The 18,431-nt window shown below is 62.9% G+C and carries 12 protein-coding genes, 1 other RNA gene and 1 pseudogene; 6 read left to right on the forward strand and 8 right to left on the reverse strand.

The features are described 5' to 3' along the window. Positions 1-6: 6 nt before the first annotated feature. The 3 genes from LMTR13_RS31215 to LMTR13_RS31225 form a co-directional block, all read right to left on the reverse strand. Positions 7-990, reverse strand: coding sequence for a tripartite tricarboxylate transporter substrate binding protein BugD (locus LMTR13_RS31215; RefSeq protein WP_065731118.1), 984 nt, complete (start codon positions 988-990; stop codon positions 7-9). 112 nt (positions 991-1,102) lie between these two features. Next, the gene (locus tag LMTR13_RS31220; RefSeq protein WP_065731119.1) at positions 1,103-2,668 is read right to left on the reverse strand and encodes a tripartite tricarboxylate transporter permease; all 1,566 of its coding nucleotides are present in this window, start codon (positions 2,666-2,668) and stop codon (positions 1,103-1,105) included. A 7-nt stretch (positions 2,669-2,675) separates the two neighbouring features. Continuing rightward, positions 2,676-3,176: a tripartite tricarboxylate transporter TctB family protein gene (locus LMTR13_RS31225; protein WP_065731120.1), complete on the reverse strand. Its 501-nt coding sequence runs from the start codon at positions 3,174-3,176 to the stop codon at positions 2,676-2,678. Between the two features lie 407 nt (positions 3,177-3,583). Between LMTR13_RS31225 and ssrA the strand changes: the two genes are divergently transcribed. From ssrA to LMTR13_RS31250, 5 genes are all read left to right on the forward strand, one after another. After that, positions 3,584-3,940, forward strand: a transfer-messenger RNA (tmRNA) gene (ssrA, locus tag LMTR13_RS31230). Positions 3,941-4,081: 141 nt separating this feature from the next. Then, positions 4,082-4,597, forward strand: coding sequence for an SspB family protein (locus LMTR13_RS31235; protein ID WP_065731121.1), 516 nt, complete (start codon positions 4,082-4,084; stop codon positions 4,595-4,597). A 70-nt stretch (positions 4,598-4,667) separates the two neighbouring features. Further along, positions 4,668-6,083: a class II fumarate hydratase gene (gene fumC, locus LMTR13_RS31240; protein ID WP_065731122.1), complete on the forward strand. Its 1,416-nt coding sequence runs from the start codon at positions 4,668-4,670 to the stop codon at positions 6,081-6,083. Between the two features lie 269 nt (positions 6,084-6,352). After that, positions 6,353-6,541, forward strand: coding sequence for a DUF4169 family protein (locus tag LMTR13_RS31245; protein WP_065733110.1), 189 nt, complete (start codon positions 6,353-6,355; stop codon positions 6,539-6,541). Continuing rightward, complete coding sequence (locus LMTR13_RS31250; protein WP_028350320.1) at positions 6,538-6,795, forward strand: ribbon-helix-helix domain-containing protein; 258 nt, start codon at positions 6,538-6,540, stop codon at positions 6,793-6,795. The genes LMTR13_RS31245 and LMTR13_RS31250 overlap by 4 nt, the downstream gene beginning before the upstream one ends. Before the next feature lie 52 nt (positions 6,796-6,847). On the opposite strand, the gene LMTR13_RS31255 is transcribed toward LMTR13_RS31250, so the two are convergent. Then, positions 6,848-7,426 carry a tetratricopeptide repeat protein gene (locus tag LMTR13_RS31255; protein WP_065731123.1) on the reverse strand — a complete coding sequence of 193 codons (579 nt, stop codon included), beginning with the start codon at positions 7,424-7,426 and terminating at the stop codon, positions 6,848-6,850. A gap of 288 nt (positions 7,427-7,714) precedes the next feature. On the opposite strand from LMTR13_RS31255, the gene LMTR13_RS31260 reads away from it, so the two are divergent. Next, a complete protein-coding gene (locus LMTR13_RS31260; RefSeq protein ID WP_065731124.1) occupies positions 7,715-9,292 on the forward strand; it encodes an ABC-F family ATP-binding cassette domain-containing protein in 1,578 nt (525 codons plus the stop codon). A 266-nt stretch (positions 9,293-9,558) separates the two neighbouring features. Here the strand turns inward: LMTR13_RS31260 and LMTR13_RS31265 are convergent. The 4 genes and pseudogenes from LMTR13_RS31265 to LMTR13_RS31280 all read right to left on the reverse strand — a co-directional run bounded on the left by LMTR13_RS31265 (position 9,559) and on the right by LMTR13_RS31280 (position 18,359). Beyond that, a pseudogene (locus tag LMTR13_RS31265) lies at positions 9,559-10,423 on the reverse strand (IS110 family RNA-guided transposase). Between the two features lie 194 nt (positions 10,424-10,617). Then, positions 10,618-13,065 (reverse strand): ATP-binding protein, encoded by a 2,448-nt coding sequence (locus LMTR13_RS31270; RefSeq protein WP_083219298.1) that lies wholly within the window; start codon positions 13,063-13,065, stop codon positions 10,618-10,620. A 266-nt stretch (positions 13,066-13,331) separates the two neighbouring features. After that, positions 13,332-16,967: an AsmA family protein gene (locus LMTR13_RS31275; RefSeq protein WP_065733111.1), complete on the reverse strand. Its 3,636-nt coding sequence runs from the start codon at positions 16,965-16,967 to the stop codon at positions 13,332-13,334. 159 nt (positions 16,968-17,126) lie between these two features. Beyond that, entirely contained in the window at positions 17,127-18,359 is a 1,233-nt protein-coding gene (locus LMTR13_RS31280; protein ID WP_065733112.1) for a cytochrome P450, read from the reverse strand. Positions 18,360-18,431: the final 72 nt, after the last annotated feature.

Here is an 18,431-nt window from a genome sequence, read left to right on the forward strand (position 1 = left end):
CAGGGATCAATTCACCGGCTTGACCACCGGTGTCCACTTCGCGATTTCGCTCTTCACCAGCGTTCCCAGCGCCGTCGGCGTGCGATCGGCGGCAGGCGGTATGACGCTGCCGAGTTCGAGCAGGCGCTTGCGTACATTCTCGTCGTCGAGCGCCTTGACCACCGCGGCGTTCAACTTGGCAACGACATCCGGGGGCGTTCCCTTGGGCGCGAAGATCGCGTTCCATGCCTGGGCCTGGAAGGCCGGCAGGCCGGCCTCGGCGGTGGTGGGAACATTCGGCAATGACGGGTTACGCTCCGGCGTCGCCACGGCATAGGCCTTGATGGTACCGCCGTTGATCTGCGGCACGGCATTGACGATCTGGTCGCACATGTAATCGACCTGCCCGGCCACCAGCGCGTTCATCGCAGGACCGGTGCCGTTGAAGGGAACGCCGATCGGCTTGACGCCGAGCACGGAGTTCAACAGTTCGCAGGATACGTTCGAGACCGAGCCGATGCCGGCATGCGCCGCGTTGACCTTGGTCTCATTCGCCTTGACGTAGGCGGTGAATTCCTTGAGGTCCTTCGGCGGCAGATCCTTGCGCGCCAGGATCAGGATCGGCGTACCGGCGAGCAGGCCGACCGGCTCAAAATCCTTTTCCGGGTGATAGGCGAGCTTGGGATAAAGCGGCACGGAAGCCGCATGCGTGCCCATATGCCCCGTGATCAGCGTATAGCCGTCATTGGCGGCCCGCGCGGCGCGGGTGGTGGCGGTGGTGCCGCCGGCGCCGACCACGTTTTCGATGATGATGGTTTGACCGAGCGTCTGCGCCATATGGCCGGTGACGATGCGCGCGATGACATCCGTCGGTCCGCCCGCCGCGAACGGCACGATCATGGTGATATTGCGCGTCGGATAGGCTTGTGCCAGCGCCTGCGTCGAAGACAAGACCAGCCCGGCAAGCACTGCCAGAAAACCGCTCGCGAGCGAGCGACCGTACCAATTCATTTTGATCTCCTGAAATCCGTTACAATGCCGAGCCCGCCGGTCGGCATTTTCCATGGCATAGAAAATTAACCCGAAGTCGACCAGACTTCGGGCTGCGGCGCACCGACGCAGGTCAGTTCTCCGATTCGACAAACACCTCGTCACGCTTCTTGCGCAGCGTTGGAAGCACCGTAAGGATCAGCAACGCTGCGGCAATCGCCATCAGCACCGCCGACAGCGGACGCGTCACGAAGACTGACCAGTCGCCGCGCGAGATCAACAGCGCCCGACGCAGGTTCTCTTCCATCAGCGGTCCAAGCACCATGCCGAGCAGCAAGGGCGCCGGCTCGAAGTCGTGCTTGATCAGCCAGTAGCCGACCAACCCGAACGCACCTGCAAGCATGACGTCGGTCGGGGCGTTGTTCACCGAGTAGATGCCAATGGAGCAGAAGACCACGATGGACGGAAACATCAGGCGGTACGGCACGCGCAGGAGCCGCACCCATATCCCGACCAGCGGAAGGTTGATGATCAGCAGCATGAGGTTGCCGACCCACATCGAAGCGATCATGCCCCACACCAGATCGGGTTGCTTCTGCATCACCTGGGGGCCTGGCACGATGCCGTGAATGGTCATCGCGCCGACCATCAGCGCCATCACCGCGTTCGGCGGAATGCCGAGCGTGAGTAGCGGGATGAAGGAGGTCTGGGCCGCGGCATTGTTGGCACTCTCGGGTGCTGCAACGCCCCGGATCTCGCCATGACCGAACTTCGAGGGATCTTTCGCGATCTTCTTCTCGAGCGTGTAGGCCGCGAACGATGCGATCACGGCGCCGCCGCCTGGCAGAATGCCGAGGATCGATCCGAGGACGGTACCGCGCCCCACCGCGGGCGCCGAATCCTTGAGATCCTTCGCCGTCGGCATCAGGCCCGAAACCTTCTCCTGGACCAGCTTGCGATCGGTTTCGCCGCCGGCGTCGAGATTGCGAATGATCTCAGCAAAGCCGAACAGTCCCATCGCCAGCGTGGCAAAACCAAGACCGTCAGCCAGTTCGGGAATGTTGAAGGCCATGCGGGACGCACCGGTCTCGATGTCGGACCCGACCATGGAAAGCAGCAGGCCGAGCACGATCATCGCGATCGCCTTCAGCACGGAGCCTTTCGCGAGCACGACCGCGAAGATCAGGCCGAGCACCATCAGCGAGAAGTATTCGGCAGGTCCGAACGCCAGCGCCACCCTGGTGAGCGGCGCACCCAGCAGCGCAATCAGCACGGTCGCGACGCAGCCGGCGAAGAACGATCCGATCGCGGCGATCGCGAGCGCCGGGCCGGCGCGGCCTTTCTTCGCCATCTGGAAGCCATCGAGCGCGGTGACCACCGAGCCGGCCTCACCTGGAATATTGACCAGGATCGACGTGGTCGAGCCACCATATTGCGCACCGTAATAGATGCCAGCCAGCATGATCAGCGCGCCCACCGGCGGCAGGCCGAACGTGATCGGAAGCAGCATGGCGACGGTGGCGATGGTGCCGATGCCCGGCAGCACGCCGACCAGCGTACCGACCAGAGCGCCGATCAGACACAGCAGAATATTGACCGGGATCGGAATGGAAGCTCCGCCAAGAAAGGCGGGTGTCCACTGCACGAACTGGAAAACGACGCCGAAGCCGAGCCCAAGATTTGTAAAGATATCTCCCATCGCGCCCTCAACGGATCATGAAAGTCGGCAGGAGCTGCAAAGGCAGGCCGAGCGCATACGGAAACAACAGGGCGCAAAACGTCGTCAGGCAGACGGCAACGATCAACGTTTCCGTCCATCGCGTTTCCGGTGTCCCGCATGCCGCGATCAGGAAGCTCGCCATAGCGGCAAAGATCATTCCCATCGGCCGGATCGTGAAGGCAAACGTCAAGATCGCAACCGTAACGAAAAAGGGTCCCCGCCAATGGTATTTCGCGAGATGGGGACCTTCGGTGACGACGCCGACGACGGCGATGAGAGCGCCCAGGCCAAACAGCAGAAATGCAAACATCCGCGGCGCGGTGCCGGCGCCGAATGAAAATCCGCGCATTCCCTGCAGGTCGCTCGACGCCCAAAGCGCGAACGCGGCGATCGCCATCAAGGCAATTCCGCCGACGAATTCCTGCGGGTTGCGAACCCATTTCGGCATGATGGATTTGACCGGCGCATGGCCCGGCGTAGCGTTCATGGATACCTCCTCCCCACGAGAGGCTTCTCTCCCGTTTGCTTGGATAACCTGGATACTTGTCCCGGAAACTGCCTAGCGACTTTCCTCAGACAACGCCAGCAAAACCCAAAACACTCCAGCGCCGAAAGTAAACGGAGCGGTCAAGGCCGCCATCAACCCCTTAAAGGGCACAGAGATCGCAACTTTTCCGGTTGACGCGCTGCAACACACGCGAGCGAATTGCCGATCACGTCACGAACCGCGCATTTCGGCCCCGGGGCGGGCGGTGGGTGGCGGCGAATTGCGCGTTGTTTATGCATGAACGTGAACGGCACATCTTTGGAATCGTCGAATCCGTGACGAAACCGCAACTGGGCGATAGCAAACCGAAAGTCGGGGCCACGTTCCCCTCCCGTTTAGCGCCATTGGCCCTGTTTTTCTCCCAGCTTGCCCCCTATATTGGGGATGCCGGTTCGCCGGCTATGGAAATAAATGACCGTCGCAATAAACCATTCGGACCCGGGGGCAGTACCCGGCGCCTCCACCCAAGTCCACCCTCTCGTGGTGGGTTTCGGCGGGGGCGAACCAGGATCGACGAGGGCGTAAAGGACGAGTTTTTTCCCGGTATTGTTCCGCCGTTATCGGGCTATGCAATAGTTGCAAACGACAACTATGCTCCGGTTGCTCAGGCTGCGTAACGCAGTTTGAAAGACCAATCTAAAGTCCTAGCGGGTTAAGCTCCGCTAGGCGGGGTTCGGAGGCACCTGGCAACAGAAGCCTCCACTTATTCTTTTCATTTCCGGCCGACGGAGCCGTTGCTGCAATTCCATCCGTCGCGCCTGCTGACCTGCGGCTCCCGCCGGGGTAGCATGGGGACAAAGGGGCGAGTCGGGGGACCGGCGGCCATAAAACCTGACAGGACGACCATGGCGACCGATCACATCCGTTATGACGTGCTGGCGCGCGACGCGCTGCGCGGAGTGCTGCGCCGGGTGCTGGCTGACGCAGCCGAACACGGCCTGCCCGGCGAGCATCATTTCTTCATCACCTTCCTGTCCACCGCCGACGGCGTGAAGCTGTCACCGCGGCTCCTGGCGCAGTATCCGGAAGAGATGACGATCATCCTGCAGCATCAGTTCTGGGATCTGGTAGTGACGGAGGATCGTTTCGAGGTCGGCCTGTCGTTCGGCGGCATTCCCGAGCGGCTGGTGGTGCCGTTCGCGGCGATCAAGAGCTTCCTCGATCCGTCGGTACAGTTCGGCCTGCAGTTCGAGCCGTCGGAAACGGCGGCAGAGGCGCCGGCGGCGAAGCTGCCGGCGGTTTCCGCGCCATCCGCCCTGCCCGTCGCCGCGCCGGAGCCCGCCGCGGAAACCAAGGACGAGCCTGCGAAGACGAGCGAAGGCGCGGAAGTGGTGCGGCTGGATCGTTTCCGCAAGAAATAATCTAAGCGCGAGAAAATCCACGACGCTGTAATGTCCGTTCCGCCCTTTCACGGCGCAACGGACATTACGCATGGCTCGATCAATAACATCTGGAAACAAATCTACCCGCAGCGAGACCGACAGCTTCGGTCCGATCGACGTTCCCGCTGACCGCTATTGGGGCGCGCAGACGGAGCGCTCGCGGCAGAATTTCAAGATCGGCCAGGACCGCATGCCGATTGCGGTCGTCCATGCGCTCGGTCTCGTCAAGCTCGCCGCCGCCCAAACCAACCGGGAACTCGGACTGCTTGATGCACGCAGAGCCGGCGCCATCATCCGCGCGGCACGCGAGGTGATCGAAGGCAAGCTCGACGATCACTTTCCCCTCGTCGTCTGGCAGACCGGCTCCGGCACCCAGACCAACATGAACCTCAACGAGGTGATCGCCAACCGCGCCAACCAGATGCTCGGCGGCGAGCTCGGCGCCAAGAAACCGGTTCATCCCAACGACCACGTCAACATGAGTCAGTCGTCGAACGATTCATTTCCAACGGCGATGCATATCGCCGCCGCCGGACGGATCGTCGCCGACCTGATTCCGGCGCTCGACGGATTGCATCGCGAATTGCGCAAGAAGGAAAAGGCGTTCGCAAAGATCGTCAAGATCGGGCGAACCCATACCCAGGACGCAACGCCATTGACGCTGGGACAGGAATTTTCAGGCTACGCCGCGCAGGTCGAGAGCGGGATCGCGCGGCTGCGAACCGCAGTGAAGGAGCTGTTCCCGCTGGCGCAGGGCGGCACTGCGGTTGGAACCGGTCTCAACTCAAAGCCGAAATTTGCAAAGCTGTTCGCCAGGCATGTCGCGAACATCGCAAAACTGCCCTTCACCAGCGCGCCCAACAAATTCGAGGCGCTGGCTTCCAATGACGCCTATGTGCTGGTGCACGGCGCGATCAACTCCGTGGCGACCGGCCTGTTCAAGATCGCCAATGACATTCGCCTGTTGGGTTCTGGCCCGCGTTCCGGTCTCGGAGAATTGATCCTGCCGGAAAACGAACCGGGCTCTTCGATCATGCCCGGCAAGGTCAACCCGACCCAGTGCGAAGCGATGACCATGGTCTGCTGTCAGGTGTTCGGCAACCAGACCGCCGTCACCGTCGCCGGCAGCCAGGGGCATTTCGAATTGAATGTTTACAAACCCGTATTGGCATATTGTATGATGCATTCCATTCAACTGCTATCGGACGCGGCGCGCTCGTTCACCGAACATTGCGTGGTGGGCATCCGCGCCGACGAAAAGCGAATCCGCGAATTAATGGAGCGCTCGCTGATGCTGGTCACTGCACTGGCTCCCAAGATCGGATACGACAACGCGGCGAAGGTCGCCAAATCGGCGCACGCACGCGGGACAACGTTGAAGGAAGAGGCCGTGCGCCTCGGATTTGTGAACGCCGCCGAATTCGAACGACTGGTGCAGCCGGACAAAATGACACACCCGGGCTGATCGCCACTGCCGCCCCCGGGAAACTACGGATGAGAGAATAAATTATGGATCATGCCCGAAGAATGAGGTGATCATCTATCGCGGTTGCGTTGACGCATGGTAGGAGCAGGAATTATTCGGTTTTCGCAGAGCGGAATTTATTTTTTGATGCTATCAGGGACGGCTACACGGGGATTCCCAATGACCATCCAATTTGCTTGCGTACGACGCGACGTTTTTCTGCCCCATGAATCATCATGTCTTCAAGCCGCCGGATAATGGAGGCGAGCATGGGAGACGTGATCAATCTGAAGCGATTCAAGAAGCGTACCGAACGGGAACAATCGGCAAGGCAAGCCGATGCCAACCGCGCACGCTTTGGCCGGACCAAGGTCGAACGCGTGCTCGATGAACGTCGCAAGGATCGCGCCGGCAATCTTCTGGACCAGCACAAGCTCGAGGACGGAGACGCATCATGAAGTCGCCCGTCGTCAAACGCTCGATCGTCGTTGCCGGTCACAAGACCAGCGTCAGCCTCGAGGAGGCTTTCTGGAACGGGATGAAGGAAATCTCGGGCCTGCGGAACATGACGCTGTCCGAACTGGTCGGCGAGATCGACAGCAATCGCCAGCAGGGAAACTTGTCCTCGGCGATCCGTCTCTTCGTGCTCGACTATTTCCGTACCCGCGCCATGCCTGCCGCCGCGCCGGACGCGCCGCGGCCACAGGCCTAAGCAACGATCAGGCGAGCGCGCCCAACCGCGCCCGCCCTGTTACGTCAGAACCTCAATAAACGAGTCCGGTGCCGGGCGGCTTTTCGAGGGCCGCGGCCAGCGACTTATATTCTTCGCAAGCCGTGCCGCAAATCGCGGCAATTCGCGTCAGATGGTACGACGCCTGGTCGCGGTTGCCCTGCTCGATCTGCCACAGGCCGTAATACTGCCAGGTCAGCACGTGGCTCGGATCCGCCTTCAACGCGCGCTCGTACCAAACTTGCGACAGGCTGTAATCGCCGAGCTTGCGATAGGAATAGCCGATCAAATTGGCGACGTCAGCGTTGTCGTCACGGCCGAGCGCCTTTAGCTGCTCGATGGCACCAGCATAATCGTTGCGCTCATAGATCGTCGCATGCGCGGCACGGTACGCTTTCCGGAACGCATCATCGTCGGCGTTCGACTGTTTGGGGGCCTTCTTCTTGGACTTGGAAGTGGACTTGGGTGCAGACCGGGTGTCCGGTGGCGGCGGGTTCGCCGAAGGCGGGTCACCACCGCCTCCCGCGGCAAAGGCCGGAACGGATGGCGGCGAAGCGATCAGAGCCATCGAAAACATGACCAGCATTGCAAACTTGATAGCCGACTTCATCATGCGAACCTCCGGTTTTCCTGCGTGAGCGAATCCACGGTCCAGCCGGAGGTAGAGACCCCGCCGCGCGTGGAGTATTCCCGCTGATCGCTCGGGAAGCGCGCCTTGCAGCAAGCTGGACGAATGACGGCAATGCGTATCTAATGGACGGTGGTTGCGGTTCCCTGCAAAAGCGGCGGGCGGAACCGACGACGACCGGCTCAAGAGACCGTCGAGAAACCCTGGAGAGAGAAATGGACATCGCAACGCTGACCGCGCCTCGCGACATCAGTCCATTTTCGGAAGCCCTCCATGCCTGCCTTTCTCGTTCTGGATTCCATCTCCCTCGCCACGCCTGACGGACGCCCGCTGTTCGACGGATTGACGCTCGCCATAGGGCGCGAGCGCACCGGCCTTGTCGGCCGCAACGGCTCCGGCAAATCCTCATTGCTGCGCCTGATCGCGGGCGAGATCGAGCCTGCCGGCGGATCGCTGCAACGCATCGGTTCAATCGGCATGCTCGCGCAACTGACCGATGAACGGCTGACGGTCGGCGAGGCGCTCGGCGTGACGAGCAGTCTCGCCCGCCTGCGCCGGCTCGAATGCGGCGAAGGATCGCTTGATGACGCGACGGAAGCGGATTGGACGCTGCAAGCGCGGATACAGGCGGCACTGGTCGAAGCCGGACTGCCGTCATTGCCGCTGGATCGCCCGATCGCCTCGTTGAGCGGCGGCGAGCGAACGCGGGTGGCGCTGGCGCGGCTTTTGATCGAGGCACCGGACGTTCTGCTATTGGACGAGCCGACCAACAATCTCGATACCGACGGAAGGCAGGCCGTGGCGCAGTTGCTCGAACGCTGGCATGGCGGCGTCCTCGTTGCCAGCCACGACCGCACGCTGCTCGAACGCATCGACCGCATCGTCGAACTGACGCCGGTCGGCGTCACCCTGTTCGGCGGCGCGTGGCCGGAGTTTGCGAAGGCGCGTGAGGCGGCGCGCGCCCGCGCCGCCGATGACCTCGACCGCGCCGCGGATGCCTTACGCAATACCGAGCGCGCGCTGCAGAAGGCGCGGGAGAAGAAGGCACGCCGCGACAAGGCCGGCCGCGCCTGGCGCGCCAAGGGCATCGAGGACAAGATGTTCATGGACCGCGAGAAGGAGCGCGCCGAGAACAGCGCCGCGCGCGAAAGCGGGCTCGCCGGCCGCCTGCTCGGCGAGCGCACCGAGGCGCTGGAAATGGCCAAGGCCCATGTCGAGATCCTGACGCCGCTGTCGATCGATCTGCCGCGCACCCATCTGCCCGGCAGCCGCGAACTCGTCGCTTTCAGGGACGTGGTGATGGCTTTTGCGGAACGTCATCTGTTCGGACCGCTGTCGTTCGAGGTTCGCGGACCCGAGCGGATCGCCATTCGCGGCGCAAACGGTTCTGGCAAGACCACCTTGTTCTGCCTGCTCAGCGGTGAGTTGAAACCTGCGAGCGGCGATATCAGCCGCCTCACCGACCGCATTGCCGTACTCGATCAGCATGTCGGCCTGCTCGATCCTGGCTTAAGCATTCTCGACAATCTGCGTCGCCTCAATCCGGAGCTCTCGGCCAACGCGGCGCACGCTGCCCTGGCGCGGTTTGCGTTCCGTAACAAGGCGGCGCTGCAGATCGCGGCGACGCTGAGCGGCGGCGAGCGGCTGCGCGCGGGCCTCGCCTGCGTGTTCGCACGCCCGCAGCCGCCTTTCCTCCTGCTGCTGGACGAGCCGACCAACCATCTCGATCTCGCCTCGATCGAGGAACTGGAAGGTGCGCTGAAAGGATTCGATGGCGCGCTGATCGTGGTCAGTCACGACGAGGCTTTTTTGCGCGCGATCGGGATCGAAAAGGAGATCGTGCTCGGCTAGGCCGTGTACTCATCTGTGGACGCCCCGCGAGATGCAAGCGGTTTTTGAAGAAGATTGGCGCGTAGTCGGATGCTGCCATCTGTCCGGCCTCTGATGCAGCGATGGAGCTGCGGGCCCGTATGGGAGTTCGCGGACCGGAACCAAATCATAAATACGTGCTCCAGGCACGATGAGTACATCTGGTTCTTCCGGCCCCGTCTCGCCGACTGTTGCGCCATACCCTCCTTCGACCGACTACATCTCTGACGACCTCAGGCCCACCAGGCTTACGCCTTGGCGGCGACCGGAGCTCTGTAGTTTTCCTGCTTTACAAGTAGTGCCCAGACAATCCGCGCCATCTTGTTGGCGAGCGCGACGGTTACCAGCATGCGTGGTTTGCGAGCCAGCATCTGTTCGAGCCACGAACCCTTTGGTGCGCCCCGTTTGCTTGCCTGCTGCACGACGGCGCTGCTGCCGATGATGAGGAGGCGCCTGAGCGTGCGCTCACCCATTTTGGATGTCGCACCGAGCTTCTGCTTGCCGCCTGTCGATCTTTGAAGAGGCGTAAGACCCAGCCAGGCGGCAAAGTCCCGGCCCTTGGCAAAGGTCTCGGCCGGCGGTGCTAGAGCGGTGATAGCGGTAGCGGAGATTGGGCCAATGCCGGGAATGGTCATCAGCCTTCGCGATACTTCGTCCTCGCGGGCACGTCGGGCGATCTCCTTGTCGAGATCCGCGATCTTGCCATTGAGGCCGGCGAGCAGGTCTAACATCACTCGGAACATGGTGTGGGCCGCTTCTGGAAGCGAGCTGCTCGCTCTTCACGGCCACGAACCGCATGCTCGGCCGCTGCGCTGCCTCGCAGATCGCCTCGGCATCGATCGCGTCGTTCTTTTGCCGCTTCACGAACGGTTTTACATAGGCGGGCGGGATCAGCCGAACTTCATGGCCGAGTTGGGTGAGCTGACGGGCCCAGTGATGTGCTCCGCCACATGCCTCCAGCGCTACCGTGCAACTCGGCTGGGCTGCGAAGAAATCCAGCAGCTTTCCTCGGCTGATCCGCTTGCTGAATATCGCTCGACCCCGCTCATCCGCTCCGTGCGCGTGAAAAACATGCTTGGCGATATCCAGACCGATTATGATAACCTCTGACACGGACGCCTCCCTTAAGTGGTGCTCAACATCTCCACTTTGGCACATCGATGCCGTCGGCGGGGCGTCCACCCCATCATGAAAGCCGGTGGCGCGAGGTACGGAGCAGTTTCTGCTGTGTCTCTAAAGCGACGCGGCTACTGCACGGCAGCGAAATGACGCAAAGGGCCACAAGCTGACTATCACTGCCCTCCGCCTCAATGAAGTTGCTTCATCTGTTGCAGAAGCTCGTCCACCAAAAACGGCTTGATCAAGACCGAAATATGGTGTGCGGCAATCGCCTCGACAGTTTCCGACCTGATGTCACCCGTCATGACAATGGCGGGAACATTCCAGCCGAGAGCGGTACGCAAGGCCTTTATGCTCTGAACACCGTCGATTGTACCACGGAGGTTGTAGTCAGATAATACCAAATCAGGACGAAAGTGCCGGTGATTGACTAGAGCGAGTGCCTCGTCGCCCGTCGCAACCACAACCGCGCCAATTCCTTTGAGTTTCAGAAATCTGATCACCGCGGTCCGTACAGAGGTCTCGTCCTCAATGACGAGAACGTTGCGGGCCAACAAGTCAACGTCATTCACCGAGCTCCGCAGCCGGTCGGGCGCATTGACGCGTATTTGCGCCCGCGGGACCTCGATGGAGAAGCACGTGCCCTTGCCAGGCGTGGAGTGCACATCGACTCGATGGTCCAGCAAGTTTCCCAGTCGCTTGACGATCGCGAGACCTAGTCCGAAACCGCCGCGCCGTATGCCCTCTGCGCCCTGATAATATTCTTCAAAGATGTAGGGCAGCTGATCTTGTGTGATCCCGACGCCACTGTCCCAAACTTCGATACGAACGTTGTCGCCGCCGCGCCGGCAGCCCAGCAGGACTTTCCCACCATAGGTGTACCGGATCGCATTCGACAGCAGGTTTCGAAGCATCTCCTCCAACATGCGCTTGTCACTGTGGACCATGACTCCGGAACGCGCCAGACGCCATCGTAAGCCTTTTTCTCCGACCGGGCGGTCAAAGTCGGTTGCAACCGAATCGAATATCTCGTTGAGTGCAAACTCGCTCTTCGACGGAACGAGATTTCCGGATTCGAGCTGATTGACGTCGAGAAGGCTCGACAACATGCTGGACATGGTGTCGAGCGAATGCCCCATGTCGGCGACAAGCTTGCGCCCCTCGCCATGTGGATGATGCTGCTCAAGTGAACCCTGAAGGAATCTCAAGGTTTGAAGCGGCTGTCGCAGATCGTGACTTGCCGCGGCGAGAAAACTGGATTTGGCGCGATCGGCCAATTCTGCTGACTTTCGCGCCCGCGAAATCCCCTGTTCGAACCGCTTGCGCGCGGTGATATCAGTCGTCAGGCCGTGAATGCGGGTGGGCTTTCCGGCCGAGTTGAACTGCGTGACGGCAATTTGCTCGAGCCACGCTTCGCCAGCGCCATCGGGGCGCAGGTACCGGAACGTCACCGCATGCGAGGGCTTGTCGGGATGAGCGCGATTTACGCATTCCATCACCTGGGCGCGATCATCCGGATGGATTTGCCCGAGCCACGCAGCACTGTCGAGCGGCTGGCTCGATTTAAGGCCGAGGATTTGCTCAGCGTTTTGACTGTGGCGTACCTGGTCCGCCGCGACATTCCAATCGAACGCCATGACACCGCCGGCCCGAAGCGCCTCCTCGAGCCGATGTTCCCTCTCCAGAATGGTGCTCTCGTGAAGCCTCCGCTCGCTAAAGAGCGCCGCAAGGACGAGCGCGCCGAACGAGGTGGCCAGAATCGCTGCTTGAGCGGACAAGATGCGTTCTTCGATCGGCAAACTTGGGTCGCCAAAAATGCCAACGGTAAAGGTCGTCGTCCAGACAATCGTGATGGCGAACATGAAAGTTGCTGCTGCGGTAAAGGCTGGTCGAAAACGAGCAGCAATCCAGACGAGCAGTGGGCTCAGCGCAGCGATCGCCAACTCAAAGGTCCAAGGCTGGTTCGGCAAGAAGACCATGCCCGCGCACAAGATAGCGGCCACTGTAAGCGCCAAAGCTCCTTCCCCGCGTTCGCGTCGTGTCGGAAAGTCACGCATCAACGACCCAAGCCCGATCGCTAGTGGTGCGACGCTGATGGTGCCAAGCGCGTCAGACGTGAGCCAGTGAAGCCAGATGGTCAGAATGGGCGCAGTCGAACTGTGGAACAAGACGAACCCGAGCGTGCCGACAACCCCTGAGATGGACGTTCCCGCAATCGTGACTGCGAAAAAGCCTATCACACGCCGCAGCTGGTTCAGCTCAAATGGCGAGCCGTAAATGCGTTCGATCAAGCCTGCTACGACAACAGCCTCACCGGCATTTGCCACCGCGGAGAAGATAGAGAGACCAAGATTGCGATCGCCAAGCAGATTGGCCGTTAACGTCGCTCCCATCACCCCGACGACAACCGGCCATCGCGCAGCAGAACCGACGCCGATCAAAATGCCGGAAGCCACCCCTGCAGCCGGCCAAAACACGGCAACGCCGTCAGGCTTTGCGAGCAAGGCAAGGCTTAAGCGCGCTGCCAGGAAATAGGCAATGGCCACGCCGAAAGTGGCAATTGCGAAAATGGCCCATGATGGCCGAGCTGTAGGCTGGCGCGCCGGCGACCAAATTCGTTCTAGTAACAGAACCACGGCCGATCTGCTTATTGGCTAAGGATGTGCAATCCTACCAATCAGGTCACGCCCCCGGCAACGTGGATTTCCGCGCTCTATCTGTCGCTGGCCCAGTTCCAATAGGCCGGCACGGCGACGGTTTGAAGGATGGGGAGGACTTCGATCATCATGACTGCTGTGGGTCATTTCGACCGAGTCTGCGGGCGCTCCCTACCATTTGACGTCTGCTTTGTCTCAGAAGCGACCGGCGGCCTGTGGCTGTGCGCTGACGAGTCCACGCCCTACTAGTTGGATCGCTGCGGCGGATTGGCGACCTGCGGCGTCAGCGCCAGCGGTGGACGCGGCGGCTTCGGTCTGGCGGCGCCTGGCGCGGGCCTCACATCGATCGGCGGCGGCAGCGGCGCAACCTGCGGCGCGCCTGCGACGGGCGCGGGCGGAGCGTTGACGGTCGGAGGACGCGGCGCCGCCGCCTTCTTCGCCGGAGGACGCCGCGGGGCGCCCTTCTGCGCCGCCGGCGCTGGCGGCGTCGCCTCCGGAATCGGCAATTGTCCATCCGCGGGCAGCACGATCGGCGGCGGCGCCGCCGGCGGCGACTCGCCACGCTCGATAGCATCGAGCCTTTTCGTTTCGTGATCGATCGCGCGGACCGCCAGCCACGAAGACAGAGGGGCAACGTCGACGCTGCGGCTCAGCGCGTCGGGCGTGCCCACGGCAAGCAGTTGAATTTCCGGACGCCCGGTCGTCATCGTGAGCGAAAGCGCGGTGCGGATATCGGCCTGATCGGCGGCAATATCATAGCCGCCTGAGACGGTGGCCCGCACGCCATTGCCATCGAGCGTCGTTGCGCCCACGCGAAGCCGGCCGTCCCTGATGGTGAACGGGATTTGTGCCGAAGGCACCGCAAGCACGCCGGCCGGAAGAGCGGATTCGACGATCTGCTTCAACCGGACGTCGTCCTTGGCCTGTCCGCTGTCATTGGCGCGGACCGCGACTTCGAAGGCGCGCGGATCGAGGCCTGAGATTCTCGCCGCTTCCAGCGTCAGCGTTCCGCTGCCGGACAGCGCGCCCGCCAGCGCCGAGGCGCTGCGGCCCTGGCCCGTCAGCGACATCTGCATCGAAGCGCGGCCGGCAGGCATCGCGAGATTGCGATAACGCAGCGCCGGGCCGTCAACACCAGAGAGCTGGACGCTCGCATTCACCGCAATTCCGTTCGCGCCCGGCTTCGCGTCCACGCTTGCGGTAACATCGCCGCCGCCGATCTTGCCTTTGATGTCCTCGAAGGTCAGCGACTGGCCGTCGCTCTTGACCACCCCACTCACCGGCTGCAATTCGCTTCCGCCCGGAAGCAGGCCGCGGAGCGCCTGAAACGCGATCCTGCCGCGCCAGCCTTTCGCGAGCCCGGCGCCGAGCGGCTCGGCGGCGTCGTGTCCGGCCGCGCCGACCGCCAGGGCAAAGGCTGGCGCCACCGCGACCTGCTCGGCGCCGATTTCACCCTCGATCTCCTTCTCCTCGCCAAGCGTCACCGCCACGCGGCCGCGCAGGCGCGAACCGCCGATGCTGCTGTCGAGATCGTCGAAGGTCAGCCGGTTGCCGGCGAGCTGCACGCGCGAGGAAAGGCCGATGTTCTGCGCCAGTGTATCCCCCGGTTTGAGATCGAGCAGCGGTCCGAAATCGGCGCTGCGAACTTTCAGGCCGAGAACTGCCGTCGGCTCCTGCGCCCATGGTTCGGCGGAGCCTTCCGCTTCGGCCTCGAGTCCCCCCATTCCCGAGATCTTTGCCTTGAGCCGCAACGGCGCACCCCACGCGCCCGTCGCGGTGCCCTCGAATTGCACGGGACCATCCTCCGCCGTGACCACGCGATCGAGGCCGAGCAAGACAAGCAAGGCGCGGCCTTGCTTGGACGATAATTTCGAATCGACCCAGACCTCGCTGCGCTGGAGCGCGGCGAGATCGATGCCCTGGATCGCCGCGGCGGCAGGTCTGGCGGTGATCGTGCTGGTGCCCTTGAGCAGCGGCGAGTCGAGGTCGGCCGTGGCGCGCGCCAGGACGCGATCGGACGGCCCGGCATTTTTGGTAAGGTCGAGCGCCAGTTTCAGCCGCGCCGGACCCGGGCTCGTCCCCATCGCATTGAGCCGCGCGGCCAACGGCGGTGAAAAGGGAACGATCAGGCTGGTCAGCCGGCCGAGCGAGGCGGCGCTCGAATTGAGCGCGAACCATCCGGTCGCGTTGACGCGGTCGAAATTGCCCGCGCCGTCCAGCGTCACGTTTTCAAGCTCGCCGATCTTCAACTGCTCGAGCGATATCTTCGCCGGCGAGTAAGCCAGCCTGGCGAGCAGCGGAGACAACTCCTGGCCGGCGAAGGTGGCGCGGCCGATATCGAGCGAAAGTTTTCCCTCGTCCGGCCACTCGCCTTGCGGGCCCGCAAGCGACCGCACAAAGGCCGTGGCGGCATCGAGATCGAGACGCGCCGCCTTCAGCTCCGCATCGATCCGGGAGCCGTGATCGGCCTGCCGGTGCGACACCGCCACCCGCCCCTCCACCGTGCCGCCATCGATATCGGCCTTCATGGTGTCGATGGCAAAGCCTTGGGGCGCCACGGTGATGTCGCCGCGCAGGCGAAGCGGCTTCTGGCTGCGATAGGTGCCGTCGCCGCGGCCCTGCAGCCAGGTCAAGAGCGCGTCCGGATCGGAGGAATCGACGCTGAGCGCGGCCTTGAATCGGTCCGGCACAGCGCTCTTCGCTGCAGCCTCGCTGAGCGAAACCCTGGTCGCGCCGGGCGCGCGGAACTCCAGCCTGTGGACGCGCCAGGACTTGGCATCGCCCTCAAGTTCGGCAGCGATGTCCTGCAAGGGGCGTCCGCCGAGTATGACCTGCTCGGAAGCGAGTTCGATCTGCGCGGGGATCGGCAGATGCGGAACGACCGATGTGAGCGCCCGCAGCGCCGGTAAGGCGCGCACCGGTTCAGAGGCATTGTCCTTGGTAACGAACCTGTCGGCATCGAGCTGACGCGCCGACAACGCCGCGCGCAACTGCGGCGTCGCACCGAAACGAATGTCGCCGCTGCCGGCAAGCTTCAGCCCGCGCTCCTCGGCGCCATAGGTCACCTCGACCTGTTCAAGCCGCGCCGCCGAATAGTCGGACTTGACCCTCGCCGCGATACGCCACGGTGGATCGTTGCCCTTGCCCTTCTGGCCGGGAGGAGCGACGAGCGTTATCGCACCTTCAAACCGCGGCGCGCGGGAATCGAAGTTCAGCGTGCCATCGAGATCGATGGCGAGCGAACGCTGGCCCGGATCGATATTGAGATGAACGCGGGTGCCGTTGCCGTCGGGGCCCTGCCCCGACGAGACGCGAAACGGATAGCGCGTGCCCGACAGCATGAAATTGCCGTCGCCGCGGATCGAACCGGCCAGCGAACGCACGTCGCCGCTGAACGCGATGTCGTTCAGTTCGAGCGTAGAGCGGCTGGCCGCGTCATGCAGGGCGATGCGGCCGGTGAGATTGAGCCGATCGATCGCCAGTGAACCCAGATTGAACGTCCCGGTCGATGCCGGCCAGTCGATCCGTCCTCTGGAATCGAGACCGAGATCGAGCGACATGCGGTTGATCGTCAGTTCGGTGGCGCGCACCTCGCCGCGCATCAGCGAGCCGAGGCTGAATTCCACGTCGAGCTTGTCGGCGCGAACCTTGCCGAGATCGTTGACGCCGCCGACCACGACCGAGTGCAGTTGCAGCGACGGCGCCGGCAGCAGGCGCGCGTCGAGCTTGCCGCCGACGCGGACCGGCGCGCCGATGATCCGGCTCGCCTCAGCCTCAAATTGCGGCCGGAACTGGTTCCAGTCGATGAAATACGGCCCGACCAGCGCGGCAACCAGCGCTAAGATGAAGGCGATTGCCAGGCCGAGCAGCGTCGTCTGCACGGTGCTTCCCCTTGAACCGCTCCGGCGCTGGCCGCGCGCCATGCCGGACCCGGACCCGGAGCTGCCCGGAATATAGAGAGAAGTGTGGCGAAGTCACAGCGGCATCCTGACAGGAGCCATTGCCCGGGCTCTGTCCACCAATCTGGGCCGCCGCAGGCGCTACCAGCTTGCCGGCAGGCGCTTCAGCCCACGCAGCACGAAGGTCGGCCGCCATTCCGCATTGACGGCGTCATCGAGCCGCAGGTCCGGGATCCGCCGAAGCAGGGTCGAGATCGCGATCTCGGCCTCGATCCGCGCCAGTTGGGCCCCGAGGCAGAAATGGATGCCGCCGCCGAACGATAGCGGCTTCACGTTGGGCCGGGTGATATCCAGCCGCTCCGGGTTATCAGGATAGACCGCCGGGTCGTGATTGGCCGAGCCGAGCAGGCACAGCACGCTCTCGCCCTTCGGAATGCGCTTTCCGCCGAGATCGTCGATGTCTTCCAGCGCCACCCGGCCGGTCAACTGCACCGAGGAATCGTAGCGCAGGAATTCCTCGATGGCGTTGGTGATGAGCTCGGGTCTCGCCTTGAGCAGCGCGAGCTGATCGGGATTGCGGTGCAGTGACAGGAGGCCGTTGCCGATCAGGTTGACGGTGGTCTCATGACCGGCGCCGAACAGCAGGATGATATTGGCGGTCAGCTCCTCGTTGGTGAGCTTGCTGCCGTCCTCCTCGGCCTGCACCAGTTGGGTGATCAGGTCGTTGCCTGGGCTCTTTCGCCTGAGATCGAACAATTGCTGGAAATACATCGCTGCCAGCGCGTTGCTGGCGTTACCCTGCTTGATCTCCTCCGGCGACAGCGGCACCGGATCGAGCAGGCGTCCGCCGTCGCGGGAGCCGGTATAGAACGCCTCGCGGTGGTCTTCGGGGATCCCGAGCATATCGCAGATGATAGTGACCGGCAGGCGGAACGCGAAATCCTCGATCAGGTCCATCTTGCCCTGCGGGATGATGCGGTCGAGCGTGTCGTCGACCACCTGCTGGATGCGCGGGCGCATGTCCTCGACCCGGCGCGCGGTAAAAGCCTTCACCACCAGCCCGCGCAGACGGGTGTGGTCCGGCGGGTCCTGCTGCAGCATCCAGTGGCTCATGCTGCGGAACACCGGCTCGTCCATGATCTTCGGGCCGTAGCGACGGATGGTGCGCTCGACATAGTCCTTGCCGAACCGCTTGTCGCGCATGACGAGGCTGACCTCGGCGTGGCGGCTTGCGACATACATGCCGAGCGGCGTCAGATGCACGGGATCGGTGGTGCGCATCCGCTCGTAGTGCGGGTAGGGGTTGCGAATGAATTCCGGGGCCAGCGGATTGAACAATGGCGCGCTGCTGGCAGGCTGAACATGCTCGTTCATGGTGACCTCATGCTGGCTATGCGCCATTCAGCGCGTTTTCCCCCGGGGCCGATTGAGACAAACTCGATACAT

This window comes from Bradyrhizobium icense (genome assembly GCF_001693385.1).
In the GTDB taxonomy this organism is placed as follows: Bacteria; Pseudomonadota; Alphaproteobacteria; order Rhizobiales; family Xanthobacteraceae; genus Bradyrhizobium; species Bradyrhizobium icense.

Coding starts and splice junctions, on each gene's coding strand:
- LMTR13_RS31215 (WP_065731118.1), bottom strand. CDS start 990: ATGAATTGGTACGGTCGCTCGCTCGCGAGCGGTTTTCTGGCAGTGCTT.
- LMTR13_RS31220 (WP_065731119.1), bottom strand. CDS start 2,668: ATGGGAGATATCTTTACAAATCTTGGGCTCGGCTTCGGCGTCGTTTTC.
- LMTR13_RS31225 (WP_065731120.1), bottom strand. CDS start 3,176: ATGAACGCTACGCCGGGCCATGCGCCGGTCAAATCCATCATGCCGAAA.
- LMTR13_RS31235 (WP_065731121.1), top strand. CDS start 4,082: ATGGCGACCGATCACATCCGTTATGACGTGCTGGCGCGCGACGCGCTG.
- fumC (WP_065731122.1), top strand. CDS start 4,668: ATGGCTCGATCAATAACATCTGGAAACAAATCTACCCGCAGCGAGACC.
- LMTR13_RS31245 (WP_065733110.1), top strand. CDS start 6,353: ATGGGAGACGTGATCAATCTGAAGCGATTCAAGAAGCGTACCGAACGG.
- LMTR13_RS31250 (WP_028350320.1), top strand. CDS start 6,538: ATGAAGTCGCCCGTCGTCAAACGCTCGATCGTCGTTGCCGGTCACAAG.
- LMTR13_RS31255 (WP_065731123.1), bottom strand. CDS start 7,426: ATGATGAAGTCGGCTATCAAGTTTGCAATGCTGGTCATGTTTTCGATG.
- LMTR13_RS31260 (WP_065731124.1), top strand. CDS start 7,715: ATGCCTGCCTTTCTCGTTCTGGATTCCATCTCCCTCGCCACGCCTGAC.
- LMTR13_RS31280 (WP_065733112.1), bottom strand. CDS start 18,359: ATGAACGAGCATGTTCAGCCTGCCAGCAGCGCGCCATTGTTCAATCCG.